18 protein-coding genes and 1 tRNA gene are annotated in these 17,762 nt (G+C 61.8%); 4 read left to right on the forward strand and 15 right to left on the reverse strand.

What is annotated here, in order from left to right; all coding sequences use genetic code 11:
• Positions 1-7: 7 nt before the first annotated feature.
• From nuoF to V6M61_RS09920, 14 genes are all read right to left on the reverse strand, one after another.
• Positions 8-1,393 (reverse strand): NADH-quinone oxidoreductase subunit NuoF, encoded by a 1,386-nt coding sequence (nuoF, locus tag V6M61_RS09855; protein ID WP_332776394.1) that lies wholly within the window; start codon positions 1,391-1,393, stop codon positions 8-10.
• Between the two features lie 2 nt (positions 1,394-1,395).
• Positions 1,396-1,884, reverse strand: coding sequence for an NADH-quinone oxidoreductase subunit NuoE (nuoE, locus tag V6M61_RS09860; protein WP_332776395.1), 489 nt, complete (start codon positions 1,882-1,884; stop codon positions 1,396-1,398).
• A gap of 5 nt (positions 1,885-1,889) precedes the next feature.
• A complete protein-coding gene (locus tag V6M61_RS09865) occupies positions 1,890-3,143 on the reverse strand; it encodes an NADH-quinone oxidoreductase subunit D (protein ID WP_332776396.1) in 1,254 nt (417 codons plus the stop codon).
• 101 nt (positions 3,144-3,244) lie between these two features.
• Positions 3,245-3,856: an NADH-quinone oxidoreductase subunit C gene (locus tag V6M61_RS09870; protein WP_332776397.1), complete on the reverse strand. Its 612-nt coding sequence runs from the start codon at positions 3,854-3,856 to the stop codon at positions 3,245-3,247.
• A complete protein-coding gene (locus tag V6M61_RS09875; protein WP_332776398.1) occupies positions 3,856-4,335 on the reverse strand; it encodes a NuoB/complex I 20 kDa subunit family protein in 480 nt (159 codons plus the stop codon). Before V6M61_RS09875 ends, V6M61_RS09870 begins: the two co-directional genes overlap by 1 nt.
• A 35-nt stretch (positions 4,336-4,370) precedes the next feature.
• Positions 4,371-4,730, reverse strand: a complete 360-nt coding sequence (locus tag V6M61_RS09880) for an NADH-quinone oxidoreductase subunit A (RefSeq protein WP_332776399.1) — start codon at positions 4,728-4,730, stop codon at positions 4,371-4,373.
• Positions 4,731-4,839: 109 nt separating this feature from the next.
• Positions 4,840-4,924 (reverse strand) — tRNA-Leu (locus V6M61_RS09885).
• A 117-nt stretch (positions 4,925-5,041) separates the two neighbouring features.
• The gene (secG, locus tag V6M61_RS09890) at positions 5,042-5,443 is read right to left on the reverse strand and encodes a preprotein translocase subunit SecG (RefSeq protein WP_332776400.1); all 402 of its coding nucleotides are present in this window, start codon (positions 5,441-5,443) and stop codon (positions 5,042-5,044) included.
• 33 nt (positions 5,444-5,476) lie between these two features.
• A complete protein-coding gene (gene tpiA / locus V6M61_RS09895) occupies positions 5,477-6,238 on the reverse strand; it encodes a triose-phosphate isomerase (protein WP_332776401.1) in 762 nt (253 codons plus the stop codon).
• A 12-nt stretch (positions 6,239-6,250) separates the two neighbouring features.
• Entirely contained in the window at positions 6,251-7,237 is a 987-nt protein-coding gene (locus V6M61_RS09900; protein WP_332776402.1) for an NAD(P)H-quinone oxidoreductase, read from the reverse strand.
• A gap of 77 nt (positions 7,238-7,314) precedes the next feature.
• Positions 7,315-9,432, reverse strand: coding sequence for a polyribonucleotide nucleotidyltransferase (gene pnp / locus V6M61_RS09905; RefSeq protein ID WP_332776403.1), 2,118 nt, complete (start codon positions 9,430-9,432; stop codon positions 7,315-7,317).
• Between the two features lie 263 nt (positions 9,433-9,695).
• Positions 9,696-9,962 (reverse strand): 30S ribosomal protein S15, encoded by a 267-nt coding sequence (gene rpsO / locus V6M61_RS09910; RefSeq protein WP_332776404.1) that lies wholly within the window; start codon positions 9,960-9,962, stop codon positions 9,696-9,698.
• A 124-nt stretch (positions 9,963-10,086) separates the two neighbouring features.
• On the reverse strand, positions 10,087-11,283 hold the full coding sequence (locus V6M61_RS09915; RefSeq protein ID WP_332776405.1) for a pyridoxal phosphate-dependent aminotransferase: 1,197 nt from the start codon (positions 11,281-11,283) through the stop codon (positions 10,087-10,089).
• 32 nt (positions 11,284-11,315) lie between these two features.
• A complete protein-coding gene (locus V6M61_RS09920) occupies positions 11,316-12,617 on the reverse strand; it encodes a branched-chain amino acid ABC transporter substrate-binding protein (RefSeq protein ID WP_332776406.1) in 1,302 nt (433 codons plus the stop codon).
• A gap of 139 nt (positions 12,618-12,756) precedes the next feature.
• Here V6M61_RS09920 and V6M61_RS09925 point away from each other — a divergent pair, with 139 nt between their 5' ends.
• The gene (locus V6M61_RS09925; protein ID WP_332776407.1) at positions 12,757-13,149 is read left to right on the forward strand and encodes an Hsp20 family protein; all 393 of its coding nucleotides are present in this window, start codon (positions 12,757-12,759) and stop codon (positions 13,147-13,149) included.
• 21 nt (positions 13,150-13,170) lie between these two features.
• Here the strand turns inward: V6M61_RS09925 and tsaD are convergent, their stop codons facing one another.
• Positions 13,171-14,220 (reverse strand): tRNA (adenosine(37)-N6)-threonylcarbamoyltransferase complex transferase subunit TsaD, encoded by a 1,050-nt coding sequence (tsaD, locus tag V6M61_RS09930; RefSeq protein WP_332776408.1) that lies wholly within the window; start codon positions 14,218-14,220, stop codon positions 13,171-13,173.
• Positions 14,221-14,501: 281 nt separating this feature from the next.
• On the opposite strand from tsaD, the gene V6M61_RS09935 reads away from it, so the two are divergent.
• The 3 genes from V6M61_RS09935 to ntrB all read left to right on the forward strand — a co-directional run bounded on the left by V6M61_RS09935 (position 14,502) and on the right by ntrB (position 17,754).
• Positions 14,502-15,134 (forward strand): ANTAR domain-containing response regulator, encoded by a 633-nt coding sequence (locus V6M61_RS09935; protein WP_332776409.1) that lies wholly within the window; start codon positions 14,502-14,504, stop codon positions 15,132-15,134.
• Positions 15,135-15,510: 376 nt separating this feature from the next.
• Positions 15,511-16,755 carry a CmpA/NrtA family ABC transporter substrate-binding protein gene (locus V6M61_RS09940; RefSeq protein ID WP_332776410.1) on the forward strand — a complete coding sequence of 415 codons (1,245 nt, stop codon included), beginning with the start codon at positions 15,511-15,513 and terminating at the stop codon, positions 16,753-16,755.
• A gap of 15 nt (positions 16,756-16,770) precedes the next feature.
• Positions 16,771-17,754, forward strand: a complete 984-nt coding sequence (gene ntrB / locus V6M61_RS09945; protein ID WP_332776411.1) for a nitrate ABC transporter permease — start codon at positions 16,771-16,773, stop codon at positions 17,752-17,754.
• Positions 17,755-17,762: the final 8 nt, after the last annotated feature.

Below are 17,762 nucleotides of genomic sequence, written 5' to 3' on the forward strand. Positions count from 1 at the left end.
CTCTGACTTACGCGTAAACGGGGACCACGCAGGTCTTGTGGGTGATGTGGTGCTCAAACTCGGAGCGGAAGTGCTTGATCATGGCGCGCACCGGCATGGCGGCGGCGTCACCGAGCGCACAGATGGTGCGGCCCTGGATGTTGTCAGAGATGGAGTTGAGCATTTCCAGATCGCTCTCGCGGCCCTGCCCGTTTTCAATCCGTTCCACCATGCGCCAGATCCAGCCCGTGCCTTCGCGGCACGGCGTGCACTGGCCGCAGCTTTCGTGCATGTAGAAGTAGGACAGGCGCAGCAGGCTTTTGACCATGCAGCGCGTTTCGTCCATGACGATCACGGCGCCGGAGCCCAGCATGGAGCCGGCCTTGGCAATGGAGTCGTAATCCATGTCGGTGGCCATCATGATGTCGGCCGGCAGCACCGGCATCGACGAGCCGCCCGGAATCACGGCCTTGAGCTTGCGGCCACCGCGCATGCCACCGGCCAGCTCGAGCAGCTTGGCAAAGGGCGTGCCCATGGGGATCTCGTAGTTGCCGGGGCGTTCGACGTCACCACTGATGGTGAAAATCTTGGTGCCGCCATTGTTGGGCTTGCCGCACTCCAGGTAAGCCTGGCCGCCGTTGCGGATGATCCAGGGAACGGCCGCAAACGTTTCGGTGTTGTTGATGGTCGTGGGCTTGCCGTACAGGCCAAAGCTGGCGGGAAACGGCGGCTTGAAGCGCGGCTGGCCCTTTTTGCCTTCCAGCGACTCCAGCAAGGCGGTTTCCTCGCCGCAGATGTAGGCGCCAAAACCATGGGCGGCATGCAGCTGGAAGCTGTAGTTGCTGCCCAGAATGTTGTTACCCAGCAGGCCTGCCGCACGCGCTTCTTCAAGCGCCTCTTCAAACCGCCGGTAGGTCGCGAAAATCTCGCCGTGGATGTAGTTGTAGCCCACGCTGATGCCCATGGCATACGCGGCGATCGCCATGCCCTCAATGACAATATGCGGGTTGTACTGCATGATGTCGCGGTCTTTGGCCGTGCCCGGCTCGCCCTCGTCCGAATTGCAGACCAGGTACTTTTGCCCCGGGAACTGGCGCGGCATGAAGCTCCACTTGAGCCCGGTCGGGAAACCCGCACCGCCGCGCCCGCGCAGGCTGCCGGCCTTGACCTCGGCAATCACCTGGTCAGGCGTCAAGCCCTCGCCGCCGTCTTTGCCCAGAATCTTGCGCAGCGCCTGGTAACCACCGCGCGCTTCGTAATCTTTCAGGCGCCAGTTGCTGCCGTCCAGCCCCGCCATGATTTGCGGGGTGATGTGCCGGCCATGAAAGGATGTCTGAACACCGGTTGCGGCAAATTGAGCCAGAACGTTTTGCGAGGCAGTGGAAGCAGCGGATGCAATGGTTAAGGCAGACATGTTTACTTCGCCTCGGCAGATTTAAGGCCGTCAATCAGTTGGTCGAGCTTGTCATTGCTCATGAAGCTGCACATCGCCAGGTCATTGACCAGCATGACCGGTGAGTCGGCACAGGCGCCGAGGCACTCGGACTGCTGCAGCGTGAACAGGCCATCGGCCGTCGTGCCGCCCATGGTCACACCGAGCTTTTGCTCCAGGTAGGCCAGGGCCTTGTTGCCATCGCGCAGCTGGCACGGCAGGTTTGTGCAGACGTTGATCTTGTACTTGCCCACCGGCTGCTGGTTGTACATGTTGTAGAAGGTCGTGACTTCATGCACGGCGATCGGCGCCATGCCCAGATAGGCCGCCACGTCCTTTTCGCTGTCCGCACTGACATGGCCCTGCTCCTGCTGGACGATGGCCAGACAGGCCATCACGGCAGACTGCTTCTGATCAGCGGGGTACTTGGCGACTTCGCGGTCAAACCGCGCTTTGGTTTGTTCAGAAATCATAGGTTTCAGCGGTCAATCTCACCAAACACAATGTCCATCGTGCCGATCACGGCCACCGCATCGGCGATCATGTGGCCGCGCGACATCTCGTCCATGGCGGCCAGATGCGGGAACCCGGGCGGGCGGATCTTCAGTCGGTAGGGCTTGTTGGCGCCATCGCTGACGATGTAGATGCCAAACTCGCCCTTCGGGTGCTCCACCGCCGCGTAGGCCTCGCCTTCGGGCACATGAAAGCCCTCGGTGAACAGCTTGAAGTGGTGAATCAGCTCTTCCATGTTGGACTTCATGGATTGGCGATCCGGCGCCGCCACCTTGTGGTTGCTGGTGATCACCGGACCGGGATTGACGCGCAGCCAATCGACGCACTGCTTGATGATGCGGTTGGACTGGCGCATTTCCTCAACACGGACCAGATAGCGGTCGTAGCAATCACCCGTCTTGCCCACCGGAATATCAAAATCCATGCGGTCATAGACATCGTAGGGCTGCTGCTTGCGCAGATCCCAGGCAAGGCCGGAACCGCGCAGCATGGGGCCGGTAAAGCCCAGATTGAGCGCGCGCTCGGGAGAGACCACGCCGATACCCACCGTGCGCTGCTTCCAGATGCGGTTATCCGTCAGCAGGGTTTCGTACTCATCGACCAGCTTGGGAAATCTGCGGCAGAAGTCATCGATGAAGTCGAGCAGTGAGCCCTGTCGGTTTTCATTGAGCGCGGCAATCGCCCTGGCGTTTTTGATCTTGCTGGCCTTGTACTGGGGCATGGTGTCCGGCAAGTCACGGTAAACGCCCCCGGGCCGGAAGTAGGCCGCATGCATGCGCGCACCAGACACCGCCTCGTACATGTCAAACAGGTTTTCACGCTCACGGAAGCAGTAGATCAGGATGTTCATCGCACCACAGTCGAAACCATGCGCGCCCAGCCACAGCAGGTGGTTGAGCAGGCGCGTGATTTCCGCGAACATCACGCGGATGTACTGCGCGCGCTCGGGCACATCCACGCCGAGCAGTTTTTCAATGGCCAGGCAGTAGGCCTGCTCGTTGGACATCATCGACACGTAGTCGAGACGGTCCATGTACGGCAATGACTGGATGTAGGTCTTGCTTTCAGCGAGTTTTTCCGTCGCCCGGTGCAGCAGGCCGATGTGGGGATCGGCACGCTGGATCACCTCACCGTCGAGTTCCAGCACCAGACGCAAAACACCGTGCGCGGCAGGGTGCTGTGGCCCAAAGTTGAGCGTGTAGTTTTTGATTTCAGCCATGTTCGGTTCTGCCTTTGACTTGTCATGCCGGACTCGATCCGACATCCATGCGGGTGGACATGCCACCGTGGATTGCGGGTCAGGCCCGCAATGACAAATGACTACTGCAACCCCCCATAGTTGTCTTCGCGGATCACGCGCGGCGTGATTTCGCGAGGCTCAATCGTCACGGGCTGGTAGATCACACGTTTTTGCTCGGGGTCATAACGCATTTCCACGTAACCCGTTGTCGGGAAGTCCTTGCGGAAGGGATGGCCGATGAAGCCGTAGTCCGTGAGGATGCGGCGCAAATCGTTGTGGCCTTCGAAGATGATGCCGTACAGGTCGAACGCCTCGCGCTCGAACCAGTTGGCGGAGTTCCAGACATCGTTGAGCGAGGCCACCACGGGAAGCTCATCGTCTTCGCAGAACACTTTCAGGCGCACACGCTGGTTCAGGCTGACGGAAAGCAGGTGCGACACCACGCAGTAGCGCCGTCCGTCGTACTGGCCGTCCTTGTATTCGGAATAGTCCACGCCGCACAGATCGATCAACTGCTCGAACTGGCAGGCCTTGGTGTCACGCAGAATGATGGCGGCGGCATGGTAGTCGGCGGGAGTCACCACCACAGTGACTTCGCCCAGCGCCACGGTGACCCGTTTTGCTTTTTCACCAAGGGCCGCAGAGACGGCCTCACCGATTTGCTGCGCAGATGCCGGATGCAAAGGACCCATCAAGCCCTCGCAATCGTGTTGGTGCGGCGGATTTTCTGCTGCAGCTGGATGATGCCGTAGATCAGCGCTTCGGCGGTCGGCGGGCAGCCCGGCACATACACGTCCACCGGCACGATGCGGTCGCAGCCGCGCACCACCGAGTAGCTGTAGTGATAGTAGCCACCACCATTGGCACAGGAGCCCATGGAGAGCACCCAGCGCGGCTCGGACATCTGGTCATACACCTTGCGCAAGGCAGGGCCCATCTTGTTGCACAGCGTACCGGCCACGATCATCAGGTCCGACTGGCGCGGGCTGGGGCGAAACAGCATGCCGAAACGGTCCAGGTCGTAGCGCGCGGCGCCGGCGTGCATCATTTCCACCGCGCAACAGGCCAGACCAAAAGTCATCGGCCAAAGCGAGCCTGTCTTGGCCCAGTTGACCACCGAGTCGTAACTCGTGGTCATGAAACCTTCGTTGAAAACACCTTCAAGCGACATACCAATACCTTTGTGGCCACAGCTTTTGCAAGCGCTTATTCCCAGTCCAGGGCGCCTTTTTTCCACTCGTAGACAAAGCCCACGACCAAAATACCCAGGAAAATCATCATGGACCAGAAACCCACCGCGCCAACGTCCTTGAGCACGACAGCCCAGGGAAAGAGAAAAGCGATTTCAAGGTCGAAAAGAATGAAGAGGATGGCGACCAGGTAGTAGCGCACATCGAATTTCATGCGGGCGTCTTCGAAAGCCTCGAAGCCGCACTCGTAAGGGGAGTTTTTTTCGCTGTCAGGACGGTTGGGTCCCAGCAAACGACCCAGCACCTGGGGCACGACGCCTACCGCGACACCCACCAGAATAAACAACAGGACGGGAAGGTATTGCTCGAGGTTCATCTTGCTTGCTACTTCTTGCCAATTGCCGCTTGCGCCGCTTTTGCAGTCGTATCCATTTGCCGTTTGAAATCGGCAGCACCGCTTGCGCAATGCTGCCGATGCTTTCGTTTGGTGCCGACGGCGAGACTCGAACTCGCACAGCTTTCGCCACTACCCCCTCAAGATAGCGTGTCTACCAATTTCACCACGTCGGCGGTGTTTGTGCTGCCCGGATGGCATGAGGAAACCTGATGGTTTTTGGCTTTCCGGACAGACTCAGAGTTTACCCTGAAATCACACCCTCTCCAGCCGGAGCGGGTGTCTTAATCGCGTTATTTCGTCGGAATTTGCCCAGCGCCTGGCGTGGCCGGCGCTGCGGGTGCGGGCACCGCCGTGCCGGGGGCTGCGGGCGCTGCCGTTGCGGGAATCTGGGCGGCGGCCGGTGCGGGGGCAGTCACTGCAGCGCCTTCGAGAACACTGGAGCTGCTGCGTGGCTGCACGTTGCCAAAATAGGCCAGCGCCAGCGTGCAGGCGAAAAACACACCGGCCAAAATGGCCGTGGTGCGCGACAGAAAGTTGGCGCTGCCGCTGGCGCCAAACAGGCTGCCCGAGCTGCCGCTGCCAAAAGCCGCACCCATGTCGGCGCCCTTGCCGTGCTGCACCAGGATCAGGCCGATCATGCCCAGCGCTGCCAGCATCTGGATCGCCAGTACAACGGTTAAAACTGTGTTCATATTTACTCCTAATTTAATAGCTTGTGACGCCCATCAGGCGCGGGCTGCAGCAATAATTGTTAAAAAATCCGGGGCCTTGAGCGATGCGCCGCCAATCAGGCCGCCATCGATATCGGGCTGAGCCAGCAGCGAAGCGGCGTTGGAGGCGTTCATGCTGCCGCCGTACAGGATTTTCACGCGCGCGGCCTGATCGGTCGCCGCCTTGAGCTGGGCCCGCAGCACGGCATGAACCGCTTGCGCCTCTTCAGGCGAGGCTGTTTTGCCCGTACCAATGGCCCACACCGGCTCATACGCCACCACGATCTCGCTGATGCAATGACCGTTGGCGTGAATCACGGCAGCCAGCTGACGCTTGACCACCGCTTCGGTTTGTCCGGCTTCCCGCTCTGACAGGGTTTCACCCACGCACACAATCGGGGTGACCGCGGCAGCCAGCGCCTGCTGGACTTTGCCCGCAACCACCGCATCGGTTTCGCCATGGTACTGGCGCCGCTCGGAATGGCCGACGATGACGTAACGACAGCCCAGCTCCCTGAGCATGGCCGCACTCACTTCCCCGGTGTAGGCACCCGAGGCCTGATTTGAAACGTCTTGCGCGCCCAGACCCAGCACAGACAGCGCAGGCTGGCTGGACACCAGCGCATGCACTTGCGCCAGGTAAGGCGCAGGCACGCACACGGCCACATCGCAAAGCGGCTGGTCGACAGCCAGGCCCTGTGCGAGCGCCGACAGCAAGGCTTCGTTGGCAGCCAGGCTGCCATTCATCTTCCAATTTCCCGCAATCAGCTTCTTCATGAGCGTTACGAATTACCAGGTTAAAACGATTTTTCCGACATGCTGGTTGGACTCCATCAGCGCATGCGCCTTGGCTGCGTCAAAGGCGGCAAACGTGCTGTGAACCACGGGCTTGATGGCGCCACTGCGCAAGAGCGGCCACACCTTTTCCTGGAGCGCCCGTGCAATGGCCGTCTTGAACTCCGTCGAGCGCGGGCGCAGTGTCGAGCCGGTGATGGTCAGCCGCTTGCGCAGGATCAGGCCCGCATTGGCCTCGGCCTTGACACCGCCCTGCACCGCAATGATGACCAACCGGCCATCTTCGGCGAGGCACTCCACTTCACGCGCCACATAGCTGCCGGCCACCATGTCGAGGATGACATTGACGCCTTTTCCACCGGTCAGTTTTTTGGCTTCGACGGCAAAATCGCTGGTCTTGTAGTTGATCGCATGGTCCGCCCCCAGCGCCAGGCAGGCGGCGCATTTGTCATCGCTGCCGGCCGTGACCAACACGGTGGCACCCAGCGCTTTGGCCATCTGGATGGCCGTCACGCCAATGCCGCTCGAGCCCCCCTGGATCAGCAGGGTCTCACCCGGTTGCAGGCGGGCCCGGTCAAACACATTGCTCCAGACCGTGAAAAAAGTTTCCGGCAACGATGCCGCTTCAACATCGCTCCAACCCTCGGGCACGGGCAGGCATTGACCGACCGGCGCCACGCAAAGCTCGGCATAGCCACCCCCCGCGACGAGCGCGCAGACGCGATCGCCGACCTTGAAACCGGCGGCCTTCATCGCCTCGGCGTCACCCGCCACGATCTCGCCGGCCACCTCCAGCCCCGGAATGTCGGAGGCACCGGGCGGCACCGGGTAGTTGCCGGTGCGCTGCAGGACATCGGGCCGGTTCACGCCGGAGGCAGCAACACGGATCAACACCTCGCCGGCGCCCGCGACAGGCGCCACACGCTCACCCAGACGCAAAACGTCGGGGGCACCATAAGAAGTGATTTCAACAACCTTCATGGAGTTACCAGGTCATTTGCGCCGCCAACGCCCGTCTTTCGGGCGCAAGCAGCTACAAAATCAATAGCAGATACCGATCAACCCTGGTCCTGGCTTTGGCCAGGACGGTCCAGCAGCGCCTTCATGGACAGCTTGACGCGGCCTTTTTCGTCGGTCTCGAGAACCTTGACCCTGACGATCTGGCCTTCGCTCAGGTAGTCGGTGACCTTCTCCACGCGCTCGTGGGCGATCTGGCTGATGTGCAGCAGACCGTCCTTGCCGGGCAGCAGGTTGACCAGTGCACCGAAGTCGAGCAGCTTGGTGATGGCACCTTCGTAGACCTTGCCGATTTCGACTTCGGCGGTGATCTCGGCGATGCGGCGCTTGGCCTCGTCGGCCTTGGCGCTGTCGTTCGAGGCGATGGTGATGGTGCCGTCTTCCTCGATGTTGATCTGGGTGCCGGTCTCTTCGGTCAGCGCACGGATGACGGCGCCGCCCTTGCCGATCACGTCACGGATCTTCTCGGGGTTGATTTTCATCACATACAGGCGCGGCGCGAAGTCGGACACCTCGGCCTTGGCTTCGCCCATGGCTTCCTGCATCTTGCCCAGAATGTGCATGCGGGCTTCCTTGGCCTGGGCCAGTGCGACCTGCATGATTTCCTTGGTGATGCCCTGGATCTTGATGTCCATCTGCAGCGCGGTGATACCGAAGGTGGTGCCGGCGACCTTGAAGTCCATGTCGCCCAGGTGATCTTCGTCACCCAGAATATCGGTCAGCACGGCAAAGCGGTTGTCTTCCTTGATCAGGCCCATGGCGATACCGGCCACGTGCGCTTTCATCGGCACGCCGGCGTCCATCAACGACAGGCAGCCACCGCAAACGGAAGCCATCGACGACGAGCCGTTGGACTCCGTGATCTCGCTGACCACACGCATGGTGTACGGGAACTCTTCCTTGCTGGGCAGCACGGCAATCAGCGCGCGCTTCGCAAGCCGCCCATGACCGATTTCGCGGCGTTTCGGGCTGCCGACACGGCCGGTTTCGCCGGTGGCGAACGGAGGCATGTTGTAGTGCAGCATGAAGCGGTCTTCGTAGTCGCCGGACAGCGCGTCGATGCGCTGTGCATCACGCTCGGTGCCCAGCGTGGTCACCACCAGCGCCTGGGTTTCGCCGCGGGTGAACAGGGCCGAGCCGTGGGTGCGGGGCAGCACGCTGTTGCGGATTTCAATGGCGCGCACGGTGCGGGTGTCACGGCCGTCGATGCGTGGCTCGCCGGCCAGGATCTGGCTGCGAACGATCTTGGCTTCGATGTCAAACAGCATGCCCTCAACGGCCACGCCGTCGAATTCCACGCCGTCGGCTTTCAGGGCGGCCATCACGTCGGCATAGGCCACGCGGCAGGCTTGCGTACGCGCCTGCTTGCTGCGGATCTGGTAGGCGGCTTGCAGCTTGGCGCCGGCGAGCTCGCCCACCTTGGCGATCAGCGGCTCATTCTTGGCAGGCGCTTGCCAGTCCCAGACCGGCTTGCCGGCGTCACGAACGAGTTCGTGAATGGCGTTGATGGCGATGTTGCCCTGCTCGTGGCCAAACACCACGGCGCCCAGCATGATTTCTTCGGACAGCTGCTGCGCCTCCGACTCGACCATCAGCACGGCGGCTTCGGTGCCGGCCACGACCAGATCCATCTTGGAGTCTTTGAGCTGGGTCTTGCCGGGGTTCAGCACGTACTGGCCGTCGATGTAGGCCACACGTGCGGCGCCGATGGGGCCGTTGAAAGGAATGCCGGAAACCGACAGGGCTGCGCTGGAGGCGATCAGCGCCGGAATGTCGCCTTCGACTTCAGGGTTGAGCGACAGCACGTGGATCACGACCTGCACTTCGTTGAAGAAGCCTTCCGGGAACAGCGGGCGGATCGGGCGGTCGATCAGGCGCGAGGTCAGCGTTTCGAATTCGCTGGGGCGGCCTTCACGCTTGAAGAAGCTGCCGGGGATGCGGCCGGCGGCATAGGTTTTTTCCAGGTAGTCCACCGTCAGGGGGAAGAAGTCCTGGCCGGGCTTGGCGTCGGTTTTGGCGACCACAGTGGCCAGCACCACGGTGCCGTCCATGTCAACGACGACTGCGCCGCTGGACTGACGGGCGATTTCGCCGGTTTCCATCGTGACCTTGTGCTGGCCCCACTGGAAGGATTTGGTGACTTTGTTGAAAATGCTCATGTTCTTTTCTCCACTTTAGCGAGGCGCATGAGGCTGCACCTGAAGGCCCGGAGCCGGACTAGCTGAACACGATGCCATTCCACAAAATGCCTGCAATTTCAGGGCTTTTCTTGTGGAATGACACAGCGCGTGCCCGTTTTGCCTTGCTCCGAAGTAATTCATCGGCGCCGATGGCGCTTTTTGAAATTGGTTTTTTTCTATCTTTAAAGCGCAAAGCGCCTGAGCTAGTGAACTAACTCAGGCGCTCTCTGTTCGTTTATCGCTTACTTGCGCAGGCCAAGTTTGGCGATCAGCGCGGTGTAGCGGTCAGCGTCTTTGGACTTCAGGTAGTCCAGCAGCTTGCGGCGACGGCTCACCATGCGCAGCAGGCCGCGGCGACCATGGTGGTCTTTGGCGTTGGCCTTGAAATGGGGGGTCAGTTCGTTGATGCGGCCGGTCAGCAGGGCCACCTGAACTTCGGGACTGCCGGTGTCGTTGGCAGCGCGTGCGTTGGCCTTGACAATCTCGGCCTTGACTGATTTCTCGATCATGTTTTCCTCTTGCAACTTGTGCACTTGCGAGCGAAGCAGCGTTCCCACTATTGAGACTTGACCGCTTTCGTCGTGTTCTGGCGGGCGCGCCTTTAAAAGACGCGCTACGGCACAGAGCCTCGAATTATAGCCCAGGAAGCGCCAGCCAGCGCTTGAGGCGCTCCACGCCCTGCCCCAGCCTGGCCACGTCCTGGCTGGCAAAACACCAGCGCAGCCAGCCCTGGGCTTCGGGCGAGCGGTCGGTGATGAACGCGCTGCCCGGCGCCAGCCCCAGCCCGGCCTCCACCACCAGCCGTTTGGCCGTGTCGAACGAGTCGCTAAACCGGGCCTGGCCTGTCAGCCTGAAAAAAGCGTACATCCCGCCCTGGGCCGGCGCCACCTGGACACCCGGCACCGCCTGCAGCAGCGGAATCAGGGTGTCGCGGCAGGTTTTGAGATGGGCCACCACCCTGGGCGTCACCTCATCGGTGTGCTGCAGCGCCGCCACCCCGGCCCGCTGGATGAACACCGGCGCACACGAGGTATTGAACTCAATCAGCTTGCCCAACTGCTCCGTCATGGCCGGCGGCATCACCAGCCAGCCCAGCCGCCAGCCCGTCATCAGAAAGCTTTTCGAGAAACTGTGGACCACGACCAGCCGGTCGTCGGGGCTGGCCAGATCCAGAAAACTGGGTGCGCAGCCATTCGGTGAGGACTCAAAATACAGCCGTTCATACACCTCGTCCGCCAGAATCCAGGTGCCCGTGCTGCGGCAGTGCGCCAAAATGGCCTGCTGCTCGGCGCGGCTCAGCGTCCAGCCGGTCGGATTGTTGGGCGCGTTGACGATCAAAAGCCTGGTTTTGGCCGTGATGGCCGCCAACAGTTCAGCCATGTCCAGCTGCCACTGCCCAGCCACCGGCTTGAGGCTGACGCATTTGACATGCGCGCCCATGATGGCCGGTTGCGCCGTGAGGTTGGGCCACACGGGCGTCACGGCCACCACTTCATCACCCGCATCCACCAGCGCCTGCACGGCCAGCATCAAGGCATTGACGCCCCCGGACGTCACCGCGATACGGTCAGCACCGATGGTTGCGGCCCCGGTGCAGCGCAAGGCCGTGGCATAGTCCGCAATGGCTTCACGCAGCTCGGGGAGCCCGAGGTTATGCGCATAAAAAGTCTCGCCCCGCGACAGCGACTGGGCGGCCGCCTCACGGATAAAGGCCGGGGTGACCTCGTCACTCTCGCCAAACCAGAACTTGAGCACATCGCTGCGCCCCATGCCCGCGTTGGCAACCTGCCGGATCAGCGACGCTTCAAGGTTGAGAACAGTTTGCCGCATGGTCGTTTTGACTCCAATACAGTTAAGAGCAGTTAAGGACGCACCATTTTGCAGCTGTGCGACTGCTCGGCGCGCTCCGGGGCAATGGCCTTGATCACCCGAAAGCCGTAACCTGAACCTTCCACATCAAACTTCACACCGGGGGTGCCCTGCCTGTCCATCACCGCCACCAGCAAGGGTTGCTGGAATTGATGGTCAGCCGCCCGCATCGTCCCTTTGTGAGAGGTGAACAGCACGGAAGCCCGCTCCAGCTGCGCGGCGACAGCTAGCGAATCTGTAGCGCCCGCCTTCTCGATACTCTGCGCCAGGGCCTCCATCATCAGCTGCATGCGCATGTGCACATAGTCGTCCTGGGGCTTGGGAAAGCGCTGGCGGAAGGACTGGTAAAACGCTTCGGACTGGGCGCTGGGCGAGTTGGGGAACCAGTCGGCCACGGCAATCACCTTGCCCACACCGGCATCACCCAATGCTGCCGGCACACCCAATGCGTTGCCGTAGAAGGTGTAGAACTTGCCTTCAAAACCGACTTCCTTGGCGGCCTTGATCAGCAGCGTCAGGTCATTGCCCCAGTTGCCCGTGAGCACGGCCTGTGCGCCGCTGGACTTGATCTTGATGGCATAGGGGATGAAATCCTTCACGCGGCCCAGCGCATGCAGCTCGTCACCCACGATATGCACGTCCGGGCGCTGCGCGCCCAGCTGCTTGCGCGCCTCGCGCAGAACCGCCTGGCCGAAGCTGTAGTCCTGGCCAATCAGGTAAATGCTCTTGAGCGCCTTGTCGTCCTTGAGCACGTCCATCAGGGCGGCCATGCGCATGTCGGCATGGGCGTCAAACCTGAAATGCCAGTAACTGCATTTCTCATTGGTCAGTATCGGGTCCACGGCCGAGTAGTTCAAAAACAGCACGCGTTTGGAGGGCTCGCGCTCGTTGTGCTTGTTGATGGCATCGATCAGCACCGCCGCAATGGCCGACGAGTTGCCCTGCGCAATGATGCGAACGCCATCGTCGATGGCCGAGCGCAGCGCCGCCAGCGCCTCCTCGTTCTGGCCCTTGCTGTCGTAGCGCTCAATCACCAGCGGGCGGTTGCCGCCGGCCAGCTTGACGCCACCGCGCGCATTGACGCGCTCCGTGGCCCAGACCAGGTTGCGAAACACCGCTTCGCCGGTATTGGCAAACGCGCCCGAGAGGCTTTCAACCAGGGCCACGCGGACCGGCGGCGCTGCTGCCGGCGCCGTCGGCGCCTGGGCTGCGGGCTGCGCCGCCACGGCCAGCGAAACGCCGGCAACTAGGGCCGCCGCCAGGCGTTTCAAGAGCCTTTGATTAAAAAAATACATTCGTCAATTTCCTTGAAAAGAACCGGCGCACACCTATGTGCACTGCATGCGGCAATCATGGTTGAGAGCCGCGAAGTGTACGGGACAGGCCGGGATAAATCCTGTCAATTGTCCCGCTTTAACTGACAAGGAGTTCAGCATGTTTTTCGCCCCCATTGTTCGCACCCGCGCCGCCGCTCCGGCCTTCCGTTCTTGTGACCGCCATTTCGAGCGTTTCGTCAACGAGGCCCTCTTGAGCAGCGCCCCCTTCGGCGCCAAAAGCGGTTTCCAGCTGGAGCAGGATGACAAGGCCTGGACGATCACGCTGGATGTGCCCGGACTGGCCAAAGAAGACCTGAACATAGCCATCGAAGGCCCTGTGGTCCGCATCGCCAGCAAGGCCGAGGCCAAGCGCCAGTTCAAGGCCGCTTACGAGCTGCCGCAGGACATCGACGCAACGACCAGCGCCGCCAAGCTGGAAAACGGCGTGCTGACCCTCACGCTAGGCAAGAAAGTACCCGTCAGCAACGAGGTGCAGATTCCGATCAATTGAGTCCGGAAACCCGGGCCTGCCTCAGGCTGCCAGACTGGGCGGCTCTAGTTCAGCCAGGTTCCAGCGCGGCTTCACGTCAAAGGTGTAGCCGCGCTGCAGGTTTTCCAGCCCCGCCTGCAGCCGCATGCCGGCGGCCAGCGCAATCATGGCGCCATTGTCGGTGCACAAATGCAGCTCCGGGTAGTGCACGCGCACACCGCGCTGCGCGCAAGCTGCACTGAGCTGGCTGCGCAGCAGCGCGTTGGCGCCCACGCCACCGGCCACCACCAGGCGCTTGAGCCCGGTCTGCTCCAGCGCCTTCAGCGACTTCTTGACCAGCACCTCGACAATCGCCGCCTGCGTGGAGGCCGCCAGATCGGCCTTGCGGTTTTCCAGTTCAGGGCCGAGCTTTTTGGCCTGCGTCAGCACGGCGGTTTTCAGCCCGGCAAACGAAAAGTCCAGGTCGCCACTGTGCAGCAAGGGCCGGGGCAGCTTGAAAGCGGCCGCATCACCCTGCTGCGCCAACCTGGACAAATGCGGCCCCCCGGGATACGGCAGACCCATGAGCTTGGCCGACTTGTCAAACGCCTCGCCCGCCGCGTCATCAATGGTTTCACCGAGCAACGCGTAGCCGCCGACCCGGTCCACCCGCATCAGCTGGGTGTGGCCACCGGAGACCAGCAAAGCCACAAACGGAAATTGAGGCGGATCCACGCTCAGAAAAGGCGACAGCAAATGCCCCTCCAGGTGGTGCACCCCCATCACCGGCTTGTCCAGCGCCGCCGCCAGCGAGCAAGCCACGCCGGCACCCACCAGCAGTGCACCGGCCAGGCCGGGGCCGCGCGTGTAGGCAATCACATCGACCTGCGCCAGCGAGCGCTGCGCTTCTTTCATGACCTCTCGCGTCAAAGGCAAGACACGCCGGATATGGTCGCGACTGGCCAGTTCGGGCACCACGCCGCCAAAGGCCTGGTGCATGTCGATCTGGCTGTACAAGGCGTGCGAAAGCAGCACGGGCACGTCTTTTCCGGCGGCATCGACCAGCGCGACGCCCGTTTCATCACAACTCGATTCAATTCCAAGAACTAGCATCGTTCAAGTGTAAGGTTTGGAGAATGTCCCCTGGGCACGCGCTACTGCACAAGGTGAGGCCACAACCGCGCAGCGAAGGGCCGCCCCGAGCAAGCGACGGCCCCCTCGGGGGCAGGGAGTTACACGCAGCGAACGACCGTGTGGACTCTTCACACCAGCAGGGGCCGCGGAACCGGCTTCGCCGGGCCGCAGGCGCAGCGGCCCCCTCGGGGGGCAGGAAGCTACACGCAGTGAGCGACCGTGGGGGCACACACTGGCGCGAATCTTGCATTTGTTTATTCATGACACCGTCCCAAACCCTGCGCCTTGTCATCATTGCGCCGGATTTACTGGAATCCGCATCACCCGACGCCCATGCCCGGGCGCAGGCGGAACGCTCACGCCAGCTGCGCATTGGCCTGCTGGAAAACGGCTACAACATCGTGGCCGTGCTGCCGTCAGACACCTTTCTGGCAGAGCGCCTGGCCCAACTGCAGCCCGACATGATCATTGTGGACGCCGAAAGCGAGGCCCGCGACTCGCTGGAGCATGTGGTGATGGCCACCCGCGACGCACGCCGGCCGATTGTGCTGTTTACCAATGACAACGACACCACCCACGTAAAGGATGCCGTCGCCGCGGGCGTGTCCGCCTACATTGTGGCGGGTCTGTCGCCCGATCGCATCCGCCCCATCCTGGATGTCGCCATGGCGCGCTTTGAGCATGAGCAGGGCTTGCGCCGGGCGCTGGCCGACGTCAAAACCGAACTGCACGAGCGCAAAGTCATTGAGCGGGCCAAGGGTCTGCTGATGCAGCGCCAAGGCCTCTCCGAGCAGGCGGCTTACGACAAGCTGCGCAAAACCGCGATGGACAAGGGGCTGCGCCTGGGCGATGTGGCGCAGCGCATGCTCGACGTGGCGGACTTGCTGAGCTGACCCGGCACCGCCAGCACATCCTCAAATGGTGCGGCGCACAAATACAGTGCGTATCTTCTTCAAACGTGCCCTGATTTTTGCCAAGCCCTTATTTTTGCTATCAATAACATAGCTATTAGCTCAATACAGACAATGGCTATATGCCTGTTTGATCTGAACCACTGCCAACCCCCGGTACCAGGCTCGAAACTGGCACAGCTTTTGCGTTGAACTGAATACCGGCCAATGATGGCCTGCGGCAGACGGCTTCAACGGCGAAGCGCGTCATGCCCCCAAGGACAAAGGCGTTCGCACCCTGCACTCACGTTTAGCGTGGCTGCCCGGGTCGAGCGCCTTTTTTGTTTTCGTTTTCATTTTTACCTCTGGAGCTGATGCCATGACCGAGTTGTTGAAATCTTCACTGACCCGCCGCACCGTTTTGCAGGCCGCCACGGTGGGTGCCATCGGCATCACCCCGGCCTTGCGCGCCGCGGTGTACGCCCAGGGCTCGGATGCTCCGGAAAAAACGGAAGTCAAGATCGGCTTCATCCCGCTGACCGACTGCGCCAGCGTGGTCATGGCCTCGGTGCTGGGCATCGACAAGAAATACGGCGTCAAGATCATCCCGACCAAGGAAGCCTCCTGGGCCGGGGTGCGCGACAAGCTGGTCAACGGCGAGCTGGACTTTGCCCATGTGCTCTACGGCCTGGTCTATGGCGTGCATCTGGGTGTTTCTGGTCCGAAAAAGGACATGGCCGTGCTGATGAACCTGAACCACAACGGCCAGGCCATCACCCTGTCGAAAAAGCTGGCTGAAAAAGGTGCTGTCGATGGCGCCGGTCTGGCCAAGCTGATGGCCACCGACAAGCGCGAATACACCTTCGCGCAGACCTTCCCCACCGGCACGCACGCCATGTGGCTGTACTACTGGCTGGCGGCCCACGGCATCAACCCGATGAAGGACGCCAAGGTCATCACCGTGCCGCCGCCGCAGATGGTGGCCAACATGCGCGTGGGCAACATGGACGGCTACTGCGTGGGCGAGCCCTGGAACCACCGCGCCATCATCGACGGCATCGGCATCACCGCCAGCACCACCCAGGACGTCTGGAAGGATCACCCCGAAAAGGTGCTGGGCACCACCGGCGACTTCGTGAAGAAGTACCCCAACACGGCACGTGCCGTGACGGCGGCCATCATCGAGGCCGGCAAGTGGATCGACGCCGGCCTGCAGAACAAGAACAAGATGGCCGAAACCATTGCCGACAAGAGCTACGTGAACACCAGCGTGGACGCGATCAACCAGCGCATCCTGGGCCGCTACCAGAACGGCCTGGGCAAGACCTGGGACGATCCGAACCACATGAAGTTCTTCAATGAAGGCACGGTGAATTTCCCCTACCTGTCGGACGGCATGTGGTTCCTGACCCAGCACAAGCGCTGGGGCCTGCTCAAGGACCACCCCGACTACCTGGCCGTGGCCAAGCAGATCAACCAGATCGACCTCTACAAGCAGGCCGCCACTGCCGCCAAGGCCCCCGTGCCCAAGGACGTGATGCGCACCAGCAAGATGATCGACGGCGTGATCTGGGACGGCAAGGACCCGAAGAAGTACGCCGACGGTTTCAAGGTCAAAACCTGACAAGGGAGAAGCATCATGGTCAGTGCCGTTTTTCACGCCCCGTTCGAAGGCAACCCTGCACCTGCAGGCGCTGCCGCCGCCCCTGCTCCCGCCCAGGAATTGGCCAAATTCGCTATGAAAAATATAGCTACCAACGCAAGCACTGCGGGGGCTGGCGTGCAACAAGACGCCAAGCCCGAAGCCGCGACCGCATCCGCGTCGCCCACGCCACCGTTTGACTGGCGCGGCGTATGGCTGGCCGTGCTGCCGCCCCTGCTGGGCCTGGGCTTGCTGGTCGGGGTGTGGGCGCTGGTGTCGATCTCGACCGGCAGCAGCATCCCGTCTCCGCTGGAGACCTTCAAGCAGGCCGTGGAGGTGTTCGGCGATCCCTTCTACCAAAAAGGGCCCAACGACCAGGGCGTGGGCTGGAACGTGCTGAGCTCGCTCAAGCGCGTGGCCATGGGCTTTGGCCTGGCCGCCGCCGTGGGCATTCCGCTGGGTTTCATGATCGGCCGCTTCACCTTCCTCAGCCGCATGTTCAACCCCTTGATCAGCCTGCTGCGCCCGGTCTCGCCGCTGGCCTGGCTGCCGATCGGCCTGCTGGTGTTCAAGGGTGCCAACCCGGCCGCCATCTGGACCATCTTCATCTGTTCGATCTGGCCGATGGTCATCAACACCGCCGTGGGCGTGCAGCGCGTGCCGCAGGACTACATGAACGTGGCGCGCGTGCTGAACCTGAGCGAATGGAAGATCGTCACGAAGATTTTGTTCCCCGCCGTGCTGCCCTACATGCTGACCGGCGTGCGCCTGGCGGTGGGCACGGCCTGGCTGGTGATCGTCGCGGCCGAGATGCTGACCGGCGGCGTGGGCATTGGCTTCTGGGTCTGGGACGAGTGGAACAACCTCAACGTCAAGAACATCATCATCGCGATCTTCGTGATCGGCATCGTCGGCCTGATCCTCGAATTCGCGCTGATCAAGCTGGCCACGGCTTTTACGTTTGAAGAAGTCAAGAACTAAGGATTTCA

It is taken from the genome of Polaromonas sp. (assembly GCF_036676035.1).
Classification (GTDB): Bacteria; Pseudomonadota; Gammaproteobacteria; order Burkholderiales; family Burkholderiaceae_C; genus Polaromonas.